Annotated in this window: 17 protein-coding genes and 2 pseudogenes; 5 read left to right on the top strand and 14 right to left on the bottom strand. The window is 32.1% G+C overall.

All coding sequences use genetic code 11. The features are described 5' to 3' along the window. Window positions 1-121: 121 nt before the first annotated feature. The 9 genes from alaS to AAGD20_RS06570 all read right to left on the bottom strand — a co-directional run bounded on the left by alaS (window position 122) and on the right by AAGD20_RS06570 (window position 9944). Window positions 122-2809 (bottom strand): alanine--tRNA ligase, encoded by a 2688-nt coding sequence (gene alaS, locus AAGD20_RS06610; protein WP_341748883.1) that lies wholly within the window; start codon window positions 2807-2809, stop codon window positions 122-124. A 242-nt stretch (window positions 2810-3051) separates the two neighbouring features. Next, window positions 3052-3363, bottom strand: a complete 312-nt coding sequence (locus AAGD20_RS06605; RefSeq protein ID WP_341748882.1) for a type II toxin-antitoxin system RelE/ParE family toxin — start codon at window positions 3361-3363, stop codon at window positions 3052-3054. After that, the gene (locus AAGD20_RS06600) at window positions 3350-3616 is read right to left on the bottom strand and encodes a type II toxin-antitoxin system prevent-host-death family antitoxin (protein ID WP_341748881.1); all 267 of its coding nucleotides are present in this window, start codon (window positions 3614-3616) and stop codon (window positions 3350-3352) included. Before AAGD20_RS06600 ends, AAGD20_RS06605 begins: the two co-directional genes overlap by 14 nt. 149 nt (window positions 3617-3765) lie before the next feature. After that, window positions 3766-4338, bottom strand: a complete 573-nt coding sequence (locus AAGD20_RS06595; protein ID WP_094648840.1) for a ribonuclease HII — start codon at window positions 4336-4338, stop codon at window positions 3766-3768. A 136-nt stretch (window positions 4339-4474) separates the two neighbouring features. Further along, entirely contained in the window at window positions 4475-5950 is a 1476-nt protein-coding gene (locus tag AAGD20_RS06590; protein ID WP_094648839.1) for a sensor histidine kinase, read from the bottom strand. Window positions 5951-6163: 213 nt separating this feature from the next. Next, window positions 6164-7135, bottom strand: coding sequence for an SPFH domain-containing protein (locus AAGD20_RS06585; protein ID WP_094648838.1), 972 nt, complete (start codon window positions 7133-7135; stop codon window positions 6164-6166). Between the two features lie 277 nt (window positions 7136-7412). Further along, window positions 7413-8411, bottom strand: a complete 999-nt coding sequence (locus tag AAGD20_RS06580; RefSeq protein ID WP_341748880.1) for an efflux RND transporter periplasmic adaptor subunit — start codon at window positions 8409-8411, stop codon at window positions 7413-7415. A gap of 13 nt (window positions 8412-8424) precedes the next feature. Beyond that, window positions 8425-9186, bottom strand: a complete 762-nt coding sequence (locus AAGD20_RS06575) for a DUF2608 domain-containing protein (RefSeq protein ID WP_341748879.1) — start codon at window positions 9184-9186, stop codon at window positions 8425-8427. After that, window positions 9186-9944, bottom strand: coding sequence for an alpha/beta hydrolase (locus tag AAGD20_RS06570; RefSeq protein WP_341748878.1), 759 nt, complete (start codon window positions 9942-9944; stop codon window positions 9186-9188). The genes AAGD20_RS06575 and AAGD20_RS06570 overlap by 1 nt, the downstream gene beginning before the upstream one ends. A gap of 16 nt (window positions 9945-9960) precedes the next feature. On the opposite strand from AAGD20_RS06570, the gene AAGD20_RS06565 reads away from it, so the two are divergent. The 3 genes from AAGD20_RS06565 to AAGD20_RS06555 all read left to right on the top strand — a co-directional run bounded on the left by AAGD20_RS06565 (window position 9961) and on the right by AAGD20_RS06555 (window position 12899). Beyond that, window positions 9961-11130, top strand: a complete 1170-nt coding sequence (locus AAGD20_RS06565) for a glycosyltransferase family 4 protein (protein WP_341748877.1) — start codon at window positions 9961-9963, stop codon at window positions 11128-11130. Window positions 11131-11339: 209 nt separating this feature from the next. Continuing rightward, a complete protein-coding gene (locus AAGD20_RS06560) occupies window positions 11340-11525 on the top strand; it encodes a palindromic element RPE2 domain-containing protein (protein ID WP_094648834.1) in 186 nt (61 codons plus the stop codon). 15 nt (window positions 11526-11540) lie between these two features. Beyond that, on the top strand, window positions 11541-12899 hold the full coding sequence (locus tag AAGD20_RS06555; protein ID WP_341748876.1) for an AAA family ATPase: 1359 nt from the start codon (window positions 11541-11543) through the stop codon (window positions 12897-12899). Here AAGD20_RS06555 and AAGD20_RS06550 read toward each other — a convergent pair. Then, window positions 12871-13911, bottom strand: a complete 1041-nt coding sequence (locus AAGD20_RS06550) for an IS630 family transposase (RefSeq protein WP_341748821.1) — start codon at window positions 13909-13911, stop codon at window positions 12871-12873. The two genes, AAGD20_RS06555 and AAGD20_RS06550, sit on opposite strands and share 29 nt — an antisense overlap. 166 nt (window positions 13912-14077) lie before the next feature. Here AAGD20_RS06550 and AAGD20_RS06545 point away from each other — a divergent pair, with 166 nt between their 5' ends. Continuing rightward, window positions 14078-14458, top strand: coding sequence for a PD-(D/E)XK nuclease domain-containing protein (locus tag AAGD20_RS06545; protein ID WP_341748875.1), 381 nt, complete (start codon window positions 14078-14080; stop codon window positions 14456-14458). Between the two features lie 510 nt (window positions 14459-14968). Here the strand turns inward: AAGD20_RS06545 and AAGD20_RS06540 are convergent. The 4 genes and pseudogenes from AAGD20_RS06540 to AAGD20_RS06525 form a co-directional block, all read right to left on the bottom strand. Further along, window positions 14969-15597 (bottom strand): annotated as a pseudogene (locus tag AAGD20_RS06540) (IS5 family transposase); the annotation flags it as partial. Between the two features lie 70 nt (window positions 15598-15667). After that, window positions 15668-16681 (bottom strand): IS4 family transposase, encoded by a 1014-nt coding sequence (locus tag AAGD20_RS06535; RefSeq protein ID WP_341749432.1) that lies wholly within the window; start codon window positions 16679-16681, stop codon window positions 15668-15670. A 14-nt stretch (window positions 16682-16695) separates the two neighbouring features. Further along, entirely contained in the window at window positions 16696-16860 is a 165-nt protein-coding gene (locus tag AAGD20_RS06530; RefSeq protein ID WP_341748874.1) for a hypothetical protein, read from the bottom strand. A gap of 88 nt (window positions 16861-16948) precedes the next feature. Next, window positions 16949-17092 (bottom strand): annotated as a pseudogene (locus AAGD20_RS06525) (transposase); the annotation flags it as partial. Window positions 17093-17203: 111 nt separating this feature from the next. Between AAGD20_RS06525 and AAGD20_RS06520 the strand changes: the two are divergent. Beyond that, window positions 17204-17842 carry a master DNA invertase Mpi family serine-type recombinase gene (locus AAGD20_RS06520; protein ID WP_341748873.1) on the top strand — a complete coding sequence of 213 codons (639 nt, stop codon included), beginning with the start codon at window positions 17204-17206 and terminating at the stop codon, window positions 17840-17842. The last annotated feature ends 40 nt before the right edge of the window (window positions 17843-17882 follow it).

Raw genomic sequence — 17882 nt, 5'->3', positions numbered from 1 at the left:
CCATATATCTATAGTCAATTCAGGAGAAGTTGGTGACGTCGTCACTCGTCACTCGCCTATTACTTATAGGCGTCGCTCCATCGCTCCTAGCATCAACTTCTCCTGAATTGACTATAATCCGTTAAAGTTCTGATAACACCCCCTTTATCATATCTGGTAACTTTCCTAGTTTACTTACATCAGTACCACCTGCCTGAGCTATATTCGCTTGACCACCACCGCCACTACCGCCAAGGAATATAGATATTTCTTTAGCCAAATTACCAGCATGAACCTTATTACTGATTTTTTTACTAACAGCAACTGTAATCGATAATTTGCAAGTATTATGCCCTGTGCTACCACTAACCTCTTTAGATTTTTCCGGCATAGCTATGTATATAACTACAAGATTATCAGACTTATCAACTATTCGTTCAGCAGATAAGCGTAATATTTTACTATCTATATTATGTACTATCTTATAGATTAACTTTATATCCGAAACACTGACTGATTCTTTGGCAATTTGTTCAATATTCAAATCAAGCATCGAGACCTGCAGAGATACTAACTGATCTTCTAATTGTTTCTTACTAGCAATTAGACTATTAACCTTATCAATAAGTTCATTCTTACCTATTTTTAAAGCGGCAGATATATTTTCAATCATCGCATCATTCTGCCTAATTAGTTTTAAGACAAATTCACCGCAAACCGCTTCTATCCTTCGAACGCCAGCTGCAATAGCACTTTCACTGATAATTTTAAACATCCCAATATCACCAGTTCTAGTAACATGTGTACCACCACATAACTCAAGTGAATTTAGTTCGAGCGAATTCATCGCTACTACCCGTACTTCAGAATCATATTTTTCACCAAATAAAGCCATAGCCCCTGCTTTAATAGCGTCGTCTGTTGACATTAATGTTGTGGTAACTTTTGAATTATCAGTAATAATCTGATTTACTTTATCTTCTATCAAGATAATTTCTTTTTGGGTTAATGCCGCCATATGACTAATATCAAAACGTAAACGATCATATGCTACCAGCGATCCTTTCTGCGTTACGTGTTTACCCAGTACTTGATGTAATACTGCATGTAATATATGAGTTGCCGAATGATGAATTCTTAAATTATTACGATATTTGACATCAATAGCAAAATCGGCACTATCTCCAACCTTAATGGTGGTTCCTTCCTGCCAAATACATATATGAGCAATTATTGAACCAAGATATTTTACAGTATCTACTACTCTAATTTTACTGTTGCTAGATTTGATATAACCTATATCCCCCATCTGTCCACCAGATTCCCCATAAAAAGGAGTTTGATTACTAATTAAAATAAATCTCTCCTCATTAGTTTCTATAGTATCAAATAATTTATTATCTTTAATAAGAGCTAATATCTTACCTTCCGCCTCATTCAAATAATAACCCAAAAATTCGGTACTACCAAATTCTGCTTTAATATCAAACCACATCTTATCTGTTTTAGATTCATTCGAACCTAACCAAGATTTTCTTGCCCTGTCTTTTTGCTCTTGCATCTTATTATTAAAGCCATCAAGATCAATGGAGATTTGTTTAGATTTTAATATATCTTCAGTTAAATCGACAGGAAAGCCGTATGTATCATATAATTTAAAAACTATTTCTCCTGAAAGCTCTGAATTTTTACTAAGATGGTTTGTTTCATCATCAAGTAATTTAAGACCTCTTTCAAGAGTTGCTTTAAATATTATTTCCTCTTGTTCCAGGATATTACTGGCAAAATCCTCAGCCCTTCTCAGTTCGGGATAAGTTGTTCCCATAATCTCTACTAATTTAGGAATCAGTCTATACATTAAAGGTTCACTACTACCAAGTATATGGGCATGCCTCATACTCCGACGCATAATACGCCTAAGTACATATCCTCTACCTTCATTTGAGGGCATGATGCCATCACTAATTAAAAAAGCACAAGCTCGTAAATGATCTGCAATAACCCGGTAAGAAAACTTAGCCTCTCCTTCTACCTTAACTTTTACTATATTCTCGGTATAGGCGATTATTTCCTTAAATAAATCTGTGTCATAATTATTATAGACATTTTGCATCACAGCACTAATACGCTCCAACCCCATACCAGTATCAATGGATTTTTTAGGCAATTCAATCCTAGTATCACTATCGACTTGTTCAAATTGCATAAAGACCATATTCCAAATCTCAATGAAGCGATCACCATCTTGCTCTTGCGTTCCTGGCAACCCTCCTTGTATCTGCTCTCCATGATCATAAAAAATTTCTGAACATGGCCCACAAGGTCCAGTATCTCCCATTGACCAAAAATTATCAGTGGTTTTTATTTTAATAATTCGCTCATCGCTTAAATTAGCAATTTTTTTCCAATAGGTAGCTGCTTCTTCATCAGTATGATAAACCGTTACATATAGTTTTTCTTTAGCTATAGCAAATTCCTTGGTTAAAAGATTCCAAGCATGATATATTGCTTCTTCCTTAAAATAATCACCAAAAGAAAAATTGCCCAACATTTCAAAGAATGTATGATGTCTTGCAGTATAACCAACATTCTCAAGATCATTATGCTTACCACCAGCCCGTAGTGATTTTTGACTAGTAACCGCTCTTTGATAATTTCTATTTTCCTGACCGGTAAAAACGTTTTTAAATTGTACCATCCCAGAATTAACAAACATTAAACTAGGATCATTATGAGGAATAAGAGAACTAGCTGGAACGTGTAAATGATTATTGGCAACAAAATAACTTATAAATTTATTTCTAATTTCTTCAGTGGTAAGTTTAGTCATGAGTAAATGATCCTTGGAAAATGTTTAGTTTAATGTTTTATTTAATTTTATATCACATAAATATATCTACACTAAGTGTATTAACTCATTTTATTTACAATAAATGTATTTTTATTTTGAATATATATAGTCAATTGATGGGAAGTTGGTGACGTCGTCCCTCGTCGCTCCTAGCCCCAAATTCTCCTGAATTGACTATAATTAATTATCGCAGACAGTCTCTTAAAGGGATAATTGATATTTTATAACTTATTTAGGTTTGGAAAATTATGGAGTTTATGGCACATATGTTTGTGTAATATTCTAACAACAATTATACCTTCCTCCTGCTTTATATAATAAAGCACATGTTTCTTTATAGGAAAGCTTAGTAACGCATGATATATGTCGGCACGCAAAGTACCTATACTAGGACTGCTGCTTAAAGTAATAATTTTACTATATATCTCGTCTAGATATTTTATGGCTTGTTGTTTTCCCCAATATTTTAGAGTATAATTTGTAATATCTTCAAGATCACGTCTAGCACTATCAGTAAACTTACATTGAATCATTGATCTTCATTTGTAGGTTATTAAAAACATCCCTATAATCATATATTTTATTTTTTGTTATGTCATCTAATCCTTCAGCAATAGCAAGTTTCAATAGCTGTTCTTTAAAGGCTTCCAATTTTTGAAATTCTTTATCAGAAACTATTACAGCTATAGGCTTACCATTTTTTCTTATACTAATAGGTTCTACTTGAGCTTTAATAAGTAATTCACCAAATTCACGTTTTGCATCAGTTGCATTTAATTGTTCCATAACAATAATTATTTTAATTAATATGCTCAATTAAAGCATAAGTTACTAATATAGTCAAATTAATAACAATATAGTCAATTGATGGGAAATTGGGGACGTCGTTACTCGTCGCTCCTAGCCCCAAATTCTCCTGAATTGACTATATATGGCTAAAAGCTTTTTATCTTAAAAGTTTTTCTATGGTAAGGTGAAAAACCATGAGAATGTATAGCATTTAGATGTTCTTTTGTCCCATATCCAAAGTTCTTATGCCACATATATTCTGGAAATTCTTTGGCATACTCAAGTAATAAACGATCTCTAGTAACTTTTGCAATAATAGATGCCGCTCCAATAGAAATCGATAAATTATCACCATTTACTATACTAATAAATCTTGAATCGGCAAATTTCATGTTACCATCTACTAATATTGTATCCGGTTTAACAGAAAGATTTGCTACTGATATAGTACAAGCCTTTTTAGTCGCTTCAAGGATATTAATTATATCTATCTCATCGTGATACACTATACCAACAGACCAAATATAATTCTGTGTTATTTGTTCATATAACAAATTCCTCTTTTCTCTAGTAAGTTTTTTAGAATCTTTGATACCATTTATGATTTTTGTTTGATCAATGATGACAGATGCAGCTACTACAGGTCCCACTAACGGCCCTCTGCCAGCTTCATCTACTCCAGCTACTAACCCAAAATATTTTTGCTCTAATTCAAACATAATATTCTCCTATTTTAATATGACATCTAACTTTTTCGTCATTCCCGCTTCGGTGCGGAATCTAGACCCCGCACCAAAGCAGGGGTGACATCTGACTAAGTAGCTCCTTGCCATGACGTTTGGGGTAGGAAGTTTATTAATCATAAGCAAAAGTTAATGTTACAGTAGTGCCTATGCCTATTTTACTTTGTAACTCAAATTTACCTTTCATTAATTCAACCAACTTGCGAGTAAGTGGTAAACCAAGACCGGTTCCTTGGTATTTTCTGCCAACGGTACTATCAATCTGCCCAAAGGTTGATAGTACTTTGGGAATATCTCTCTCATCAATTCCTATACCAGTATCTATAACCTGTATATAAACTAGCCCTTTAGGCTCATCTTTCTCAGCATAAATTGTTATAGTACCTGATGCTTTGGTGAACTTTATAGAATTAGATAAAAGGTTAAAAAATACTTGTTTAAGTCTTTTGGGATCTGCTTTTATCACGATATGATCTTTTGGTAATTTTTCAATTAATTGCACTGATGCCTGATCAGCTCTTGGATTCATTATCCTTACAGTAGAAGTAATTAATTTATTGAGATCTAACTCGATAAATTCAACTAATAGCTTGTCAGCCGATGCTTTTGATAAGTCTAATATATCAGTTATTATACTAAGTAAATGCTTACCTGCACTGTTAATATCTTTTATATAATTATCATGCTCTTTATTGTAAGGTGTAGACATCATAATTTCTGAAAAACCTATAATAGCATTTAAAGGGGTACGTAGTTCATGACTAACATTGGCAAAAAATTTAGTATGAGCAGAACTTTCATTTCTAACCTTAATTACCGCTTCCTCTAACGCTTTATTAGCCTCAAATTGTTGATCTATAATCTTCTGTGCATAATTTGTGTTGCTAATTACGATAATTAAGAATATTAGCATAATGATAAAAAATGTTAGTAATACTTTTTTCTCCAGCTCTATAATACTTGACCATAAACTAGTAATATTAGTATTAATCTCTAACACACCATCAACAGGATACCTAGATAAGTCGCGGTTTATTATTGGAATATAACTTGTTATACAGGATGCTTTCTCTACTTTCCCTGACATATGGAATAGGGCTCTAGGAATTAATATATGACTTGTCATTCCTTTAAAAGCTTTGTTAAAGGCTTGCTCTACAACCAGCTCTTTTAAAAAATATTTGTCAAATTGGCTAATAATTCTTTGATACAAAGTATCTTCAGGAAAATTCACCTGACTTGTTATTTGAATTGGAGAGCTGGTTATAATTTTATGACCTTGTAGATCATATAAAGAAATATAGGCATTGAGATTAACAAAAATATCAACTGAAGTAGTTGCAAATTTAATAAAATCGGCATCTTGCAATAAATTTATATAACCAAATTCATGTAATTTATTTACAGCCGTTTTATTCCTATTCCAGACATTTTTTGTATAAACACCAGCTATTTTAATATTTGCTTCTCCAACTTGCTTTAAAATCATTTCTTCAATAATGAAGTAACGATAGTAAATCATGTTGACAATGATATTTATAAATAACCCAAAGAATGCCAGTCTAACAATATACTTATTTTGAATCATTAGATTTGCACATATTATTTAGAGGTGAGCGTTCACAGGAAAAAAGTTAAAGTACAAGACGTCATTGCGAGGAGCTACTTTAGTAGCGACGAAGCAATCCAAGAATAATGGATTGCCACAACCACTACGTGGTCTCGCAATGACGCTTGGCTTTTATTCATCATAAGAAAATAGCAAAAAAACCGTGAACGCTCATTATTAGAGTATAGCAGGTTATTCACTAGCACTAAGTTTTTTCTTTGTAGATGATTCCTTAGGCAATTTCTTATCACTCGCTGATTTCAGCTGATCAAAAATACTCAAAGCTTGAGTTATAAAGCTTCCTGGTTCAGAAAGATTTGCCGGCAAAATTACTGTATTACTATCCTTAGCTAACTCACCAAAAGCAGATATATATTGTTCAGCGATTTTTAAAGATACTGCATCGTTTCCTCCAGATTTCTGAATAGAGGCTGCTATAAGTTCAATACTTTTAGCAGTAGCCATGGCTACTAATCCTATTGCTTCAGCCTCACCCTTAGCCCTATTTACTTGATCAATATAGGAAGCTTCAGAATTTAATACAACTTGAGCCTTCTCGCCTTCCGCATGGTTTATTTTTGCTTGTCTATTGCCTTCTGAGTCTAAAATTTGGGCTCGTTTTTGACGTTCTGCTGCAACTTGTAACTCCATCGCTTTAAGTATTGTTTGTGGTGGCTGAATGTCTTTAATTTCATAACGCATACATTGTATTCCCCAATTGACTGCCGCTTGGTTAATAGCAGAAACAATAGCGATATTCAAGGTTTCTCGTTCTTCAAAAGTTCTGTCTAATGGTAACTTACCTATTTCTGAACGCATAGTGGTCTGTGCAAGCTGAGTGATAGCATAATATGGACTATTAACCCCATAAGATGCAGCAACTGGATCGACAATTTTTACATATAACACACCATCTATTAGTAACGTAACATTATCATTGGAAATGGCTGTTTGAGCAGTCACATCAATCGCTTCTTCCTTTAAAGTGTGTTTGTAGGCTACTTTCTGAATCACTGGTATCAAAATACTCAAGCCAGGCTGCAAGATGCTATCAAATTTCCCAAATTTTTCAACAATCCATGCTTGTTGTTGTGGCACAACCTTAACCATCTGTATAATAATAAGGATCGCCACGATACTACAAACTAATAATATATATTCCATATTTTCTCCTTTTTAAATCTATAACTAACCCGATTAGTATTTACCCATACAAACCGTCATTGTGAGGAAGCCCGTAGGTCAACGAAGCAATCCAGGAAAGTGAATAAAAATGGATTGCTTCGACTACTACGTAGTCTCGCAATGACGTTTGAGATGCATACACGTCATTGCGAACGAACATATGTGAGTGTGGCAATCCATTATTCTTGGATTGCTTCGTCGCCTTCGGCTCTTCGCAATAACGTCAGTTCACATGGCTAAAACCTTTTTTGGGTAGCTATAATAATTTCACTATGCTACCGTCATTAATCTTAGTAATTCCTTCCACTACTACCATATCTCCTTCTTTGATTTCGTCTGAAATAATCTCTGTTAAACCATTTAGACTAGTACCTAGCTTAACATAAAGTTGTTGCACTTTGTTATCATTAAGTTTATATACAAAATACTGACCTTTACTATTACTCTGCACTGATTGACTAGCTACTGCTAAATTCCGATGTTTGTTAATAATTAAGTCTATAGGCACATAGCTTCTATGTAGCATATTACTATTAGAATCAACAATAACTTTAGCACCTATAGTACCATTATCTGAAACATATTGTGAGATTTCAGCAATTTTTCCATTAATCTTATCACCATTATTATCGGTTATCACTAAATCAGTAGATACTGACACCTGATTATAAAGCTCCTCAGGTAACTCCATTAAAATACTCTTAGTGGTAGAATTTTGAGCAATAATGCTAAAAAGATAATTTTTTTGTTCTACCTTATCCCCTTTTTTTAGCTTTATTATACCAATATTTCCATCAAATGGTGCTACGATAACCATATCGTTGTAACTATTCATTGCTTTGGAAAAAGCAAGCTTAGCTGTTTCTAAATCACTATTTGATTTTTCTAGTACATCACTACTAATATATTTTTTGGCAAATAATGCCTTATCACGTTCATAAGCAGTCATCGCCGTTTTTAAAGAGATTTCTGCTTGTGACTTAGTTGACGTAGCTAAATCTTTGTCAATAATAAGCAAAATATCTCCTTTATTAACCTTACCATGAGAATCAGATACTACATCAACCGTACCAGAAATATTAGCATAATAATCCCGGCTTGCATCATTTTTACATTGTCCGACAACGCTGAAAACATTATGCAAATCAGCCATTTGCACTTTACTGGCTTTTACCGGAATGCCCTCTTGTTTTTCAGCGATAGCACAGCAAGAAATAATGCATATACTTACAAAAACAATTAACTTATTCAACATTTCAAATATCCTATTAAAGTTTTAAATCTGTTAGCCAACGATGTTCATTCTCTAAAATTTCAAAACGAATTTTTTCACTTTTTTTATCAAGCTCTGCTTCCGGTACTAAAGAAGCTCCGCTAAATTCAAAACCATAAAAATTAATCTGTAATTTAGTACATATTTTTTCCACCGACTCAATATTTTCTAAAACATCATCAACGAATATTATGGTTTTAGGGTAGTAATTTTTCTTGTGTAAAATATTCTCTAATACTACACCTTTATCAATATCGGCAGTAAGAATCACCCCTTCTTCCATCATCGGCATACCATTCTCACTATGTAATTCATCAATTAATATTTCCTCTTTTATTGGAGTAGATTTCATAAAATCTATATTTATTCCTTTAAGCTCTTTTAAACGCCAATTGATAAAATCTTCAATAACCCCGAATCTACCTGTATATAGCTTGGTTAAAGCAGCAGTTGGAATTTGCCTCTCCCATAATTTACTCAATATATCATTTATATTGGGGTTCACTAAGCGAATAGTACGATTTTTTAGAATAATACTAAAAAAAAGTTGCCTTTCTTTTCTAGTAAAGCGTTTTTTGCTTTCAACACACCATTCACGTCTATAAGGATGAGTTAAGCGATATTCATCTTGAGCCATGATCAGTACGTCATCCACATCAAAAAGCACCAAACTATCTTGATCTAGCTTATCTATTACTTCTGCAACTTTTAAAAAATCTGAGACTTTAGCTGTTTTAGCAAATTTATGGTTATTCATTAGTTTTTATATTTTATTATTTCTTCCAAAGAATTAGCAATTATAGCCAAATCTGATTCTCTTGAGAGATTGTGATGCCCATCTTTTATTAATTTCATTACTACTATATCACTAGTAATTTTTTCTACTAACTTATTTGAAATATTATAAGGTACATCAATATCTAACATCCCGTGAATTAAATGAACAGGTTTCTTAAGATTAATACTATTTGAGTTTAGTAACAAGTGATTTTTGGCTTCAAGTATTAATTGATAGCTTATTGGGTATGTATTATTGCAATTACGCCCACTAACATCAAGCCATTTTTGCTGTTGCATTTGTTTTTTTTGACTTTCAGTTAAATTTTCCCAAATGTTTTCTGTAAAATCTATTGCTGGAGCAAGACCAATAACGCTACAAATTTTACTAGGAAATTTTATAGCAGCCAACATAGCAAGCCAGGCACCCATACTGGAACCAATTATAATAGTTGGCTGCAGGACAAGTTTATTTAACACCATCTCAACTCCCATAAGCCAAGAGCCAATAGTTTCATCAAGAAAATCACCTGACGATATTCCATGACCAAAATTATCAAATGTGATAAAATTATAATCTTGTTTTTTACAGTAATTTTCAAGGAATACAGCCTTGGTACCATTCATATGTGACATCAAGCCATGTAAAAACATTACGGAAGGCATATTTTTTTTACTACTTTTATAATGATTATAAGTGATAAATTTTTTATTTTCTGTATTATATATTTTATTCATTTAAATTAGTTAATTAATGATTTCATCAGATTCACCCAAACGATACCATAAACCAACCATTTTGCAAGTAGTTCCAGCTTTATTCTCTGGTGGAGTAGAGCGAGGGACAATTGAAGTGGCTAAAATGTTAAAAAAAGTTGATTATAATGTTATTGTAGTCTCCTCTGGTGGTTCATTAGTTGAAGAATTAATAGCTGCAGATATACCGCATATTTCTATGAATAGTGCTACTAAAAATCCTTTTTCAATATGGAAAAATGCAAGATTTTTATCAGAAATAATCAAGGAATATGACGTAGATATAGTACATGCAAGATCAAGAGCTCCGGCTTGGAGTTGTTATATGGCAGCAAAGGCTACTAATACTAAATTCTTAACAACATTTCATGGCATTTACAACATCTCAAATTTGTTCAAACATTTCTATAATAGCGTAATGACAAAAGGCGAGAAGGTCATAGCTGTATCTAATTTTGTAAAGCAGCATATAGTAACTAATTATAAAATTTTAGAAGAACAAATTGTGGTAATACGTCGAGGGGTAGATTATCGTTATTTTGATCCCCAAAATGTCACAGAAGAAAAGTTAGTAAAATATAAAAAGAAATACGGTCTATCTAATAACACTCCTCCCATAATATTATTACCATCAAGAATTACCAGTTGGAAGGGTCACCTTACCCTTGTTGAAGCACTTGGTAAACTAAAACATCTAGATTTCTATTGTCTGATGGTTGGGGATTTATCTAAACACCCCAATTTCACAAATCGAATAAAATCTCTTATAAACTTATTGAAACTACAAAGTAAAGTTCAAATTTTTGGTAATGAAATTGATATGCTCGGTCTTTATGGCATTTCAGATATAGTGTTATCTACTTCAATTGAGCCAGAAGCATTTGGTCGTACTATAACTGAAGGGCAATCAATGGAAAAGCTAGTAATTGCTACAAATATTGGTGGAGCTATTGAAACAATATCAGATACAAAAACTGGATTTCATGTTAAACCAAACGATCCAAGCGATTTAGCAGAAAAAATTGAACATTGCTTATCCATCCTCAAAACCAATGAAGGTAAAAAGATACAACAAGCAGCAAGAAAAGCAGTAATCGATAACTTTTCCCTTGATTTAATGCTAAGTAAAACCTTAGATTTATATAAGGAAATGCTTAAGAAAACATAATATTTTCTAGGTTTGATAAAGCCCCAGCCACCTTTTTAGCCTTTCTAAATTTTGTTGGAGCTTTAATATGGTTACGTTAAAAATTTTGTCAACAGAACCTAAACAAAAAAATCCCTAAAATACTTTATTACGCAAATTTTGGATAAGAAGTTAAAAATTTTATAATTTTTTACTGATAAATAGTTAGTGCAAGTTATTATTATGTTATAATGAAATATATAGTCAATTCAGGAGAATTTGGGGCTAAGAGCGATGGAGCGACGCCTATAAGTAATAGGCGAGCATTGAGCAACAACGTCCCCAACTTCTCATCAATTGACTATATAAGCAAGTTATTAGTAAATACCATGTTCATGAGTTGTCATAAATTATTTAGACATAAGAGTGAATTCTAGTTGATTGAGTAAAGTATGAAAGAACAAACCCACAATAATTATCAGCCAAGAATGTTTGTTGGTACCGATGACTTCTACGATTTGTTGATTAATAGCGACATATTTGTTGACAAAAGTCTAATGATCAAGGAGTTGTTAGAAGATAGTGGTAAAGTCACCTTAATCACCCGTCCAAGGCGGTGGGGGAAGAGCTTGAATATGGATATGGTGCGGAGATTCTTTGAGATAGAGGTGGATGAGCAAGGGCAGGTTCTGCCACAAGAACAAAAGATGAATTATAAGCTGTTTAGTGGAGGAGAAGTGGATTTAGGCTTTGATGAGACTAAAGAACTAAAGCCATTAAAAATTGCTAATGTAGCAAACTCTATGAAACGCCAAGGTCAATTTCCAGTTATTCTTATAAGTTTCAAAGGCGTTAGGGGCAGTAATTATGAAGAAATTGAGGTGGGAATTAAAAGTCAAATAATTAATTTATTTGCCAAGCATCGTTATTTAGAGCGTTATATAAAACAAGATGAAAAATTATTGATTGATGCACAAAAGGAAATATTACAAAGATATTTTACAGGAAAGTTAATAGAAGATGACATTAAAAATAGTTTAAAATTTCTAAGTGATTTACTTTATAAACATTTTAATCAGAAAGTTTACATACTAATTGACGAATATGATACGCCAATTAATAGTGCCTATATGAAATTTGGCAATAATCTAGAAGAGTTTGAGGAAGTATTAGCTCTATTTCGTGCAATATTTGGTAATAGTCTTAAAACCAATGATTCATTACAAAAAGGTGTTATTACCGGTATATTACGGATTGCTAAGGCTAATTTGTTTTCAGATTTGAATAATTTAACTGAATGTAGTTTACTAGATGAAAGATTTTCTAGCAGTTACGGGTTTACTCAAGCAGAAGTTGATGAATTATTAACTAAAGTACCAACCACTACAAAGCCAGAAGAAATTAAAAATTGGTATAATGGCTATAATTTTGGTGGAGAAGTCATTTATAATCCATGGTCGATTATGCAATGTTTGGCAAGTAAAGGCAAGCTGGATCATTATTGGATTGATAGTGGTGGGACTAATTGGATTGATCATGTACTGCTCTCAGATGAGAGGCAAACAGATATTCAGGCTTTAGCTGCAGGTAAAACTATTACTTCTTCTATTACTAAACATATAAATTTTGCTGATATCAACCAACCAGAAGGGTTATTTAGCTTATTATTATTTAGTGGTTACCTAAATACAACTACCAAGATGCCAGAAAGAGATATTTATGATTTATCTGCTCCTAACTACGAGGTGAAATATATTTATGAAAAAAGAATGCTATACTCAATTAACCTGAAGAGTTGCAGAAATGGTTAACGGTAATAGTTTGGAAATTATCATTTATTAAGGTACGTAACCTATCTTTATAATTGCCGATGTTGCTAAAAAATTTGTTTATTGCTTCCGAAAATTGTTCGAAATTATGATAAAATTTATTATTAGTTGTAATACTGTGCATAAACTTCCATAATCTCTCAATTGGGTTAAGATTTGGACTATATGGTGGCAAAAATACTAGCTCTATTTTAGTATTTACTAGGTATTCCTTAACTTTCTTGGATTTGTGGTAACTGGCATTGTCACAGATTAAATATATTCTTTCCTTCTCACTATTCTCCTCTTCCAATCTCTGTAGGAAATTAACTATCTGCTCCCCATTTATTTTGGGGTTCTCTGTGCTTACTAACTGTAAATTAACTAGGTTAATAGCACCAATCATGTGCTTTCTTCTCCAGCCACTGAATGTTGGTAAGGTCTTATCTTGGTTCTTTCTTATCCAACCGCACCTTGCCTTTGCTTGATACTGAGGATGAACACCGTCCATAAAATATATGGCTTCCTTATCTCTGAGATTCCCTTTTAGTAAACTGTAGTTTAACTTAAATAATTCTTGCTTGTCAAAATCCAGCTTAGCTGGTACTACTTTCGGCTTCTTGTAAACAAAACCCAGTTTGTATAGTAATTTTGTTACTCCCGTTATCGTATATGTCACACCATATTTGTTCTCAATGTAATGCATGATATCTTTAGCATAAACATAATTATTTGCTTCTAGGTGATTCACTAATTCTGCCTGCTCAACATCATTTAATTTGCTTGTGCTACCTCCATTGTTGGTATTAAGCTTATTGGCTTTTTGATAATCAACAATATGTTTTCTTATCGCTTCGTGGCTCAGGAGTAGTACCTTAGCAATCTCTACATTACTATACCCATCGTCATACATCAAAACTGCCTTAATACGATCACGTATCCTTCCGTCTCGTTCTGTTTTATGACGTTCCTTCAATTTTTCTCTTTGTTCTTCTGTCAATACATTCTTGCTCATAATATCATATACTCTATAATATCTCTCCTATCTTTGCAACCCTTCATTTATTAGTAGTATACAATGGGTTACTAAACAAATAAAAATTGATAATTCTGGATATTATTCTTTTGTTACTCTATTACCAGATGGTAAAATAGAGGCGTTTAAAGAGCGTCTGCAGGAATTGTTAGTTAATCCTACTAGTTTTCATCAAACAGGAGAGAAAAAAGCCGAATTATTTTATAGTGGCTTTATGCTCGGCTTTATTAATATGTTAGCTCCTAATTATATAATATCAAGTGAACAAGAATCAGGGGATGGCAGAGCCGACGTTATGATGATTCCAAAAATTGGCAAAGGTGATAAAGCGATGATTATCGAGTATAAAATCGCTAAATCCTCAGAAGATTTAGCAGATATAGCTAAATCTGGCTTACAACAAATTATAGATAAGAAATATGATACTAGGATAAAAGAATATCAGCATGTAAAACAAATACTCAAAATTTCGATGGCATTTTGTGGAAAAAATATGGAGTTAGAATATGAAATAACGAAGCTCTAATAATAGAGCGTAAGCACTTGTATAATAAGCAATTTGGTATCTGATTGGGTTCGGAAATTGTTCACTACGCCCCGCCAATTCTCTTAGCAATATTTTCGTTAAAATCCTTATATTCATGGTATTTTCTCCGGTTAATTAGGTTGAATTTTAATAGTATAAAAAATTTTATTACTTGTCAATTTACAATTAATTTATAGGTTTTTCTGCTGGAAGAGTTACATATCGATTACATATCATAACACTACTTTTAAGTACCTCCTTATTAAGATATACAACTGAAAAATAGTTAATTATTTTTGTCGTCAACAACGAACCAAATCAATCTAAAATTGAATAGTTTACCATTTTAAAAATAATTGCCTGTCCTAGCTTGAATTACTAAAAATATAATTCAAGTTGCCAAAATACCACTTTTAAACACTTCCTTATTTTAATTTTCATTATTATAAATTAATTCTTGCAAACTATTTTTATCAGCGATAATTATTTAATTATGACTAGGGCGTGTCATCAATTAAGTAATATTACAGAAGAAGCCAAATAAATTGCTCCCAGAAAATTCTGAGCTAGTTTATCATAACGCGTAGCAATGCCTCGAGATTGTTTAAGTTTTGCAAAGAAATTTTCAATTAAATGACGATACTTATAAAGCTCTATATCATATTCTACAGGAAATTTACGATTCTTCTTGGATGGAATTACAGGAGTGCAATTCTTATCTTTTATCTTATTCCTCATTCTTGCCTTAGCATCATAAGCCTTATCTGCAATTACGGTATCCGCTTTTGTCAAAGTTTCCATTAAAGCATCAGAGCCTTGTAAATCATGCGACTGACCAGGGGTTAAATGAAAAGCTGTCGGATTTCCTAAAGAATCAACAGTTGCATGAATTTTAGTTGATAAACCGCCTTTACTACGACCTATTGCTTGGTCATCTACTATGGCTTTTTTTTAGCTCCGGCACTATGTTGATGTACTCTAACAATCGTTGAATCAATCATACTATATTCATTATCTGCATCTTGTGCAAGTAGTTCAAAAACCTTCTTCCATACCTCTTTTTGGCTCCAACGTGTATGTCTTGTATGAATTACTCTAAAATCTCCAAATCTTTCTGGTAAGTCTCTCCACGGTATACCACAACTGTTGAAAGTTAAAAAGTACAAAACATTGCAATCGATAATTATACATAAATTTATCCTTCAATCTTTATAATTTTAAGTCTACAAGATTAGGATCTCCGCCGCAAAATAATACAATATCCTTGATAATCTCCTTTTCAAGCAGCAGCGTAAATTGCAATAGAACAAGCTTAAATCCCCATAAATTGTTTACTTTTTTAAATATTGCAAACAAAATAGCAGCTATTAAAATACAATATATGTATACTTTCATTCCATTCTCCCTATGGCTAATAAAATGTTTAATTTGTAAATTTTGCTTAATAAATTTAAAAAATACTTCAATTTCCCACCTTTTTTTGTAGCTGCTTGCTATATCTTGTGCTGATAAATATAATATATTACTTAAAAACCACAATTCTCCTGCTGTCTTACTATTGGCTTTAATTAGTCGTAAATTACACTTTATTTCCTTATGATTTTTATCATATAAATTTACAATCTCATCACTTATGATAGTTAAATCTTTGCAGAATTCCTGTTCTAAATCTTCTTCAGTCGTATCAGTTGTGTTAATTCTATTCGTTTGTATTAATGCGTATTTTCTGTTTATATTTGCTCGCGTAATAAAATATTGTTCATTTTTGGTAAAAGCCTCAAATGTTTGGGCTTTTGAGAGACCTCTATCAAATAACAATATTTCTTCTTTCTCTATCTTTGTTGCATTAATGGCTTGTACAAGAGCTATATTTTCACTAGACTCAGATTGTTGGCTACAAAATCTTACACTAGATGGTATTGAATTTTTTAACCCTACACTTATTTTAATATGTCTGTCTTGAGTTTTGCCACCAAGATTTAATCCATCTTTTAATAATTTACCAGATAAAGTAATTATAGTAGAATCAAACCTATGTAGCTTATCGGAGTCAGTTTTTTTAAATTTATCATTATATTTTATTACCAAATTTATATATATATCTTCAAAATATCTGGTATCTATCGATGATAATCTCTTGCTGATAGAGCTGTGATCTAAGACATTATTATTTTTATCTTGAGTTTTAAGTAACGAAGATAAATTTTTATTATTATTAGTTATAAGTTATAAGGCTCTCAGGCTCTCAGGCTCAGTTTATAGCCCTTTAGTATACAATGAACAAAGCTTTTTAAAATAAATTTACCTGTAATTTTATTATTTACTTTATCTATTTTGTATAATTTGCCCAGTTCATTTAATTTTTCTTCGTCTATTAAATCCATAATTTCTGATATCTGCATATTCTTAAGTCATTATTTATATGAACTTAATTTATACACAATCTTTAGTTATATTTTAACTCCTTTTTTAACTTTCAACAGTTGTGCACGGTATACCAGCACGATATCTATATAATACAACTTCTACGAATAATCTATTATCTTTGGCACTTGCTCCTACGTCTCCTTCTTTTCCAGGTAAAATATCCTTTATTCTTTCCCATTGATCATCTCTTAAAGCATATCTGCGCATTGGTCACCTTCTTATTTTTTTACCAATATCTAATTTGCCTCATCCTAATATTTATGTCAACTTAATTGATGACACGCCCTAGATAATATTTGTATATTATTAGTGATATAAATGGTTTATTCTAACTTATACAAAAAATATATGATTTATGCTTATGTTCGTGTTAGTACAGATACACAAACTGTAACTAATCAAAAATATGAAATTTTGCAATTTATTGATGAGAAAAAAATTCATATTGGTCAATGGGTAGAAGAATCTATTAGTGGAACTAAAAAAGTAAATGAACGCAAATTAGGAACTCTACTTGATAATATGGTAGCAAATGATTTGTTGATCGTTACAGAATTATCAAGATTAGGACGTAACCTAATGGAAGTAATGAGTTTCCTTCACCAATGTATGGAACGTAATATCAAAGTATTTACGACAAAAGAACGTTACGAATTGGGTAATAATATCAATTCTAAGGTTCTTGCTTTTGCATTTAGTCTCTCAGCAGAAATAGAACGTAATATGATTTCTCAAAGAACAAAAGAAGCTCTTGCTCGAAAAAAATCAGAAGGAATAAAACTTGGGAGACCAAAAGGTAGTCTATCTAAATATACGAAACTGACAGGAAAAGAGTTAACTATTATAGAATTACTGAGTAAGGACATCTCTATTTCTGCAATAGCAATAATTTTTGGAGTTCACCGACTCACAGCAAATGCATTTATAAAAAACAACAAACTCTTAAATAAAACCTGATCCATCATAATCAAAAATTTCTGGAATTACCCCCTAGGTT

It is taken from the genome of Candidatus Tisiphia endosymbiont of Sialis lutaria (assembly GCF_964026535.1).
GTDB lineage: Bacteria > Pseudomonadota > Alphaproteobacteria > Rickettsiales > Rickettsiaceae > Tisiphia.
Note: the sequence above shows the minus strand (reverse complement) of the source record. Positions and strands in the feature narration are given on the sequence as shown.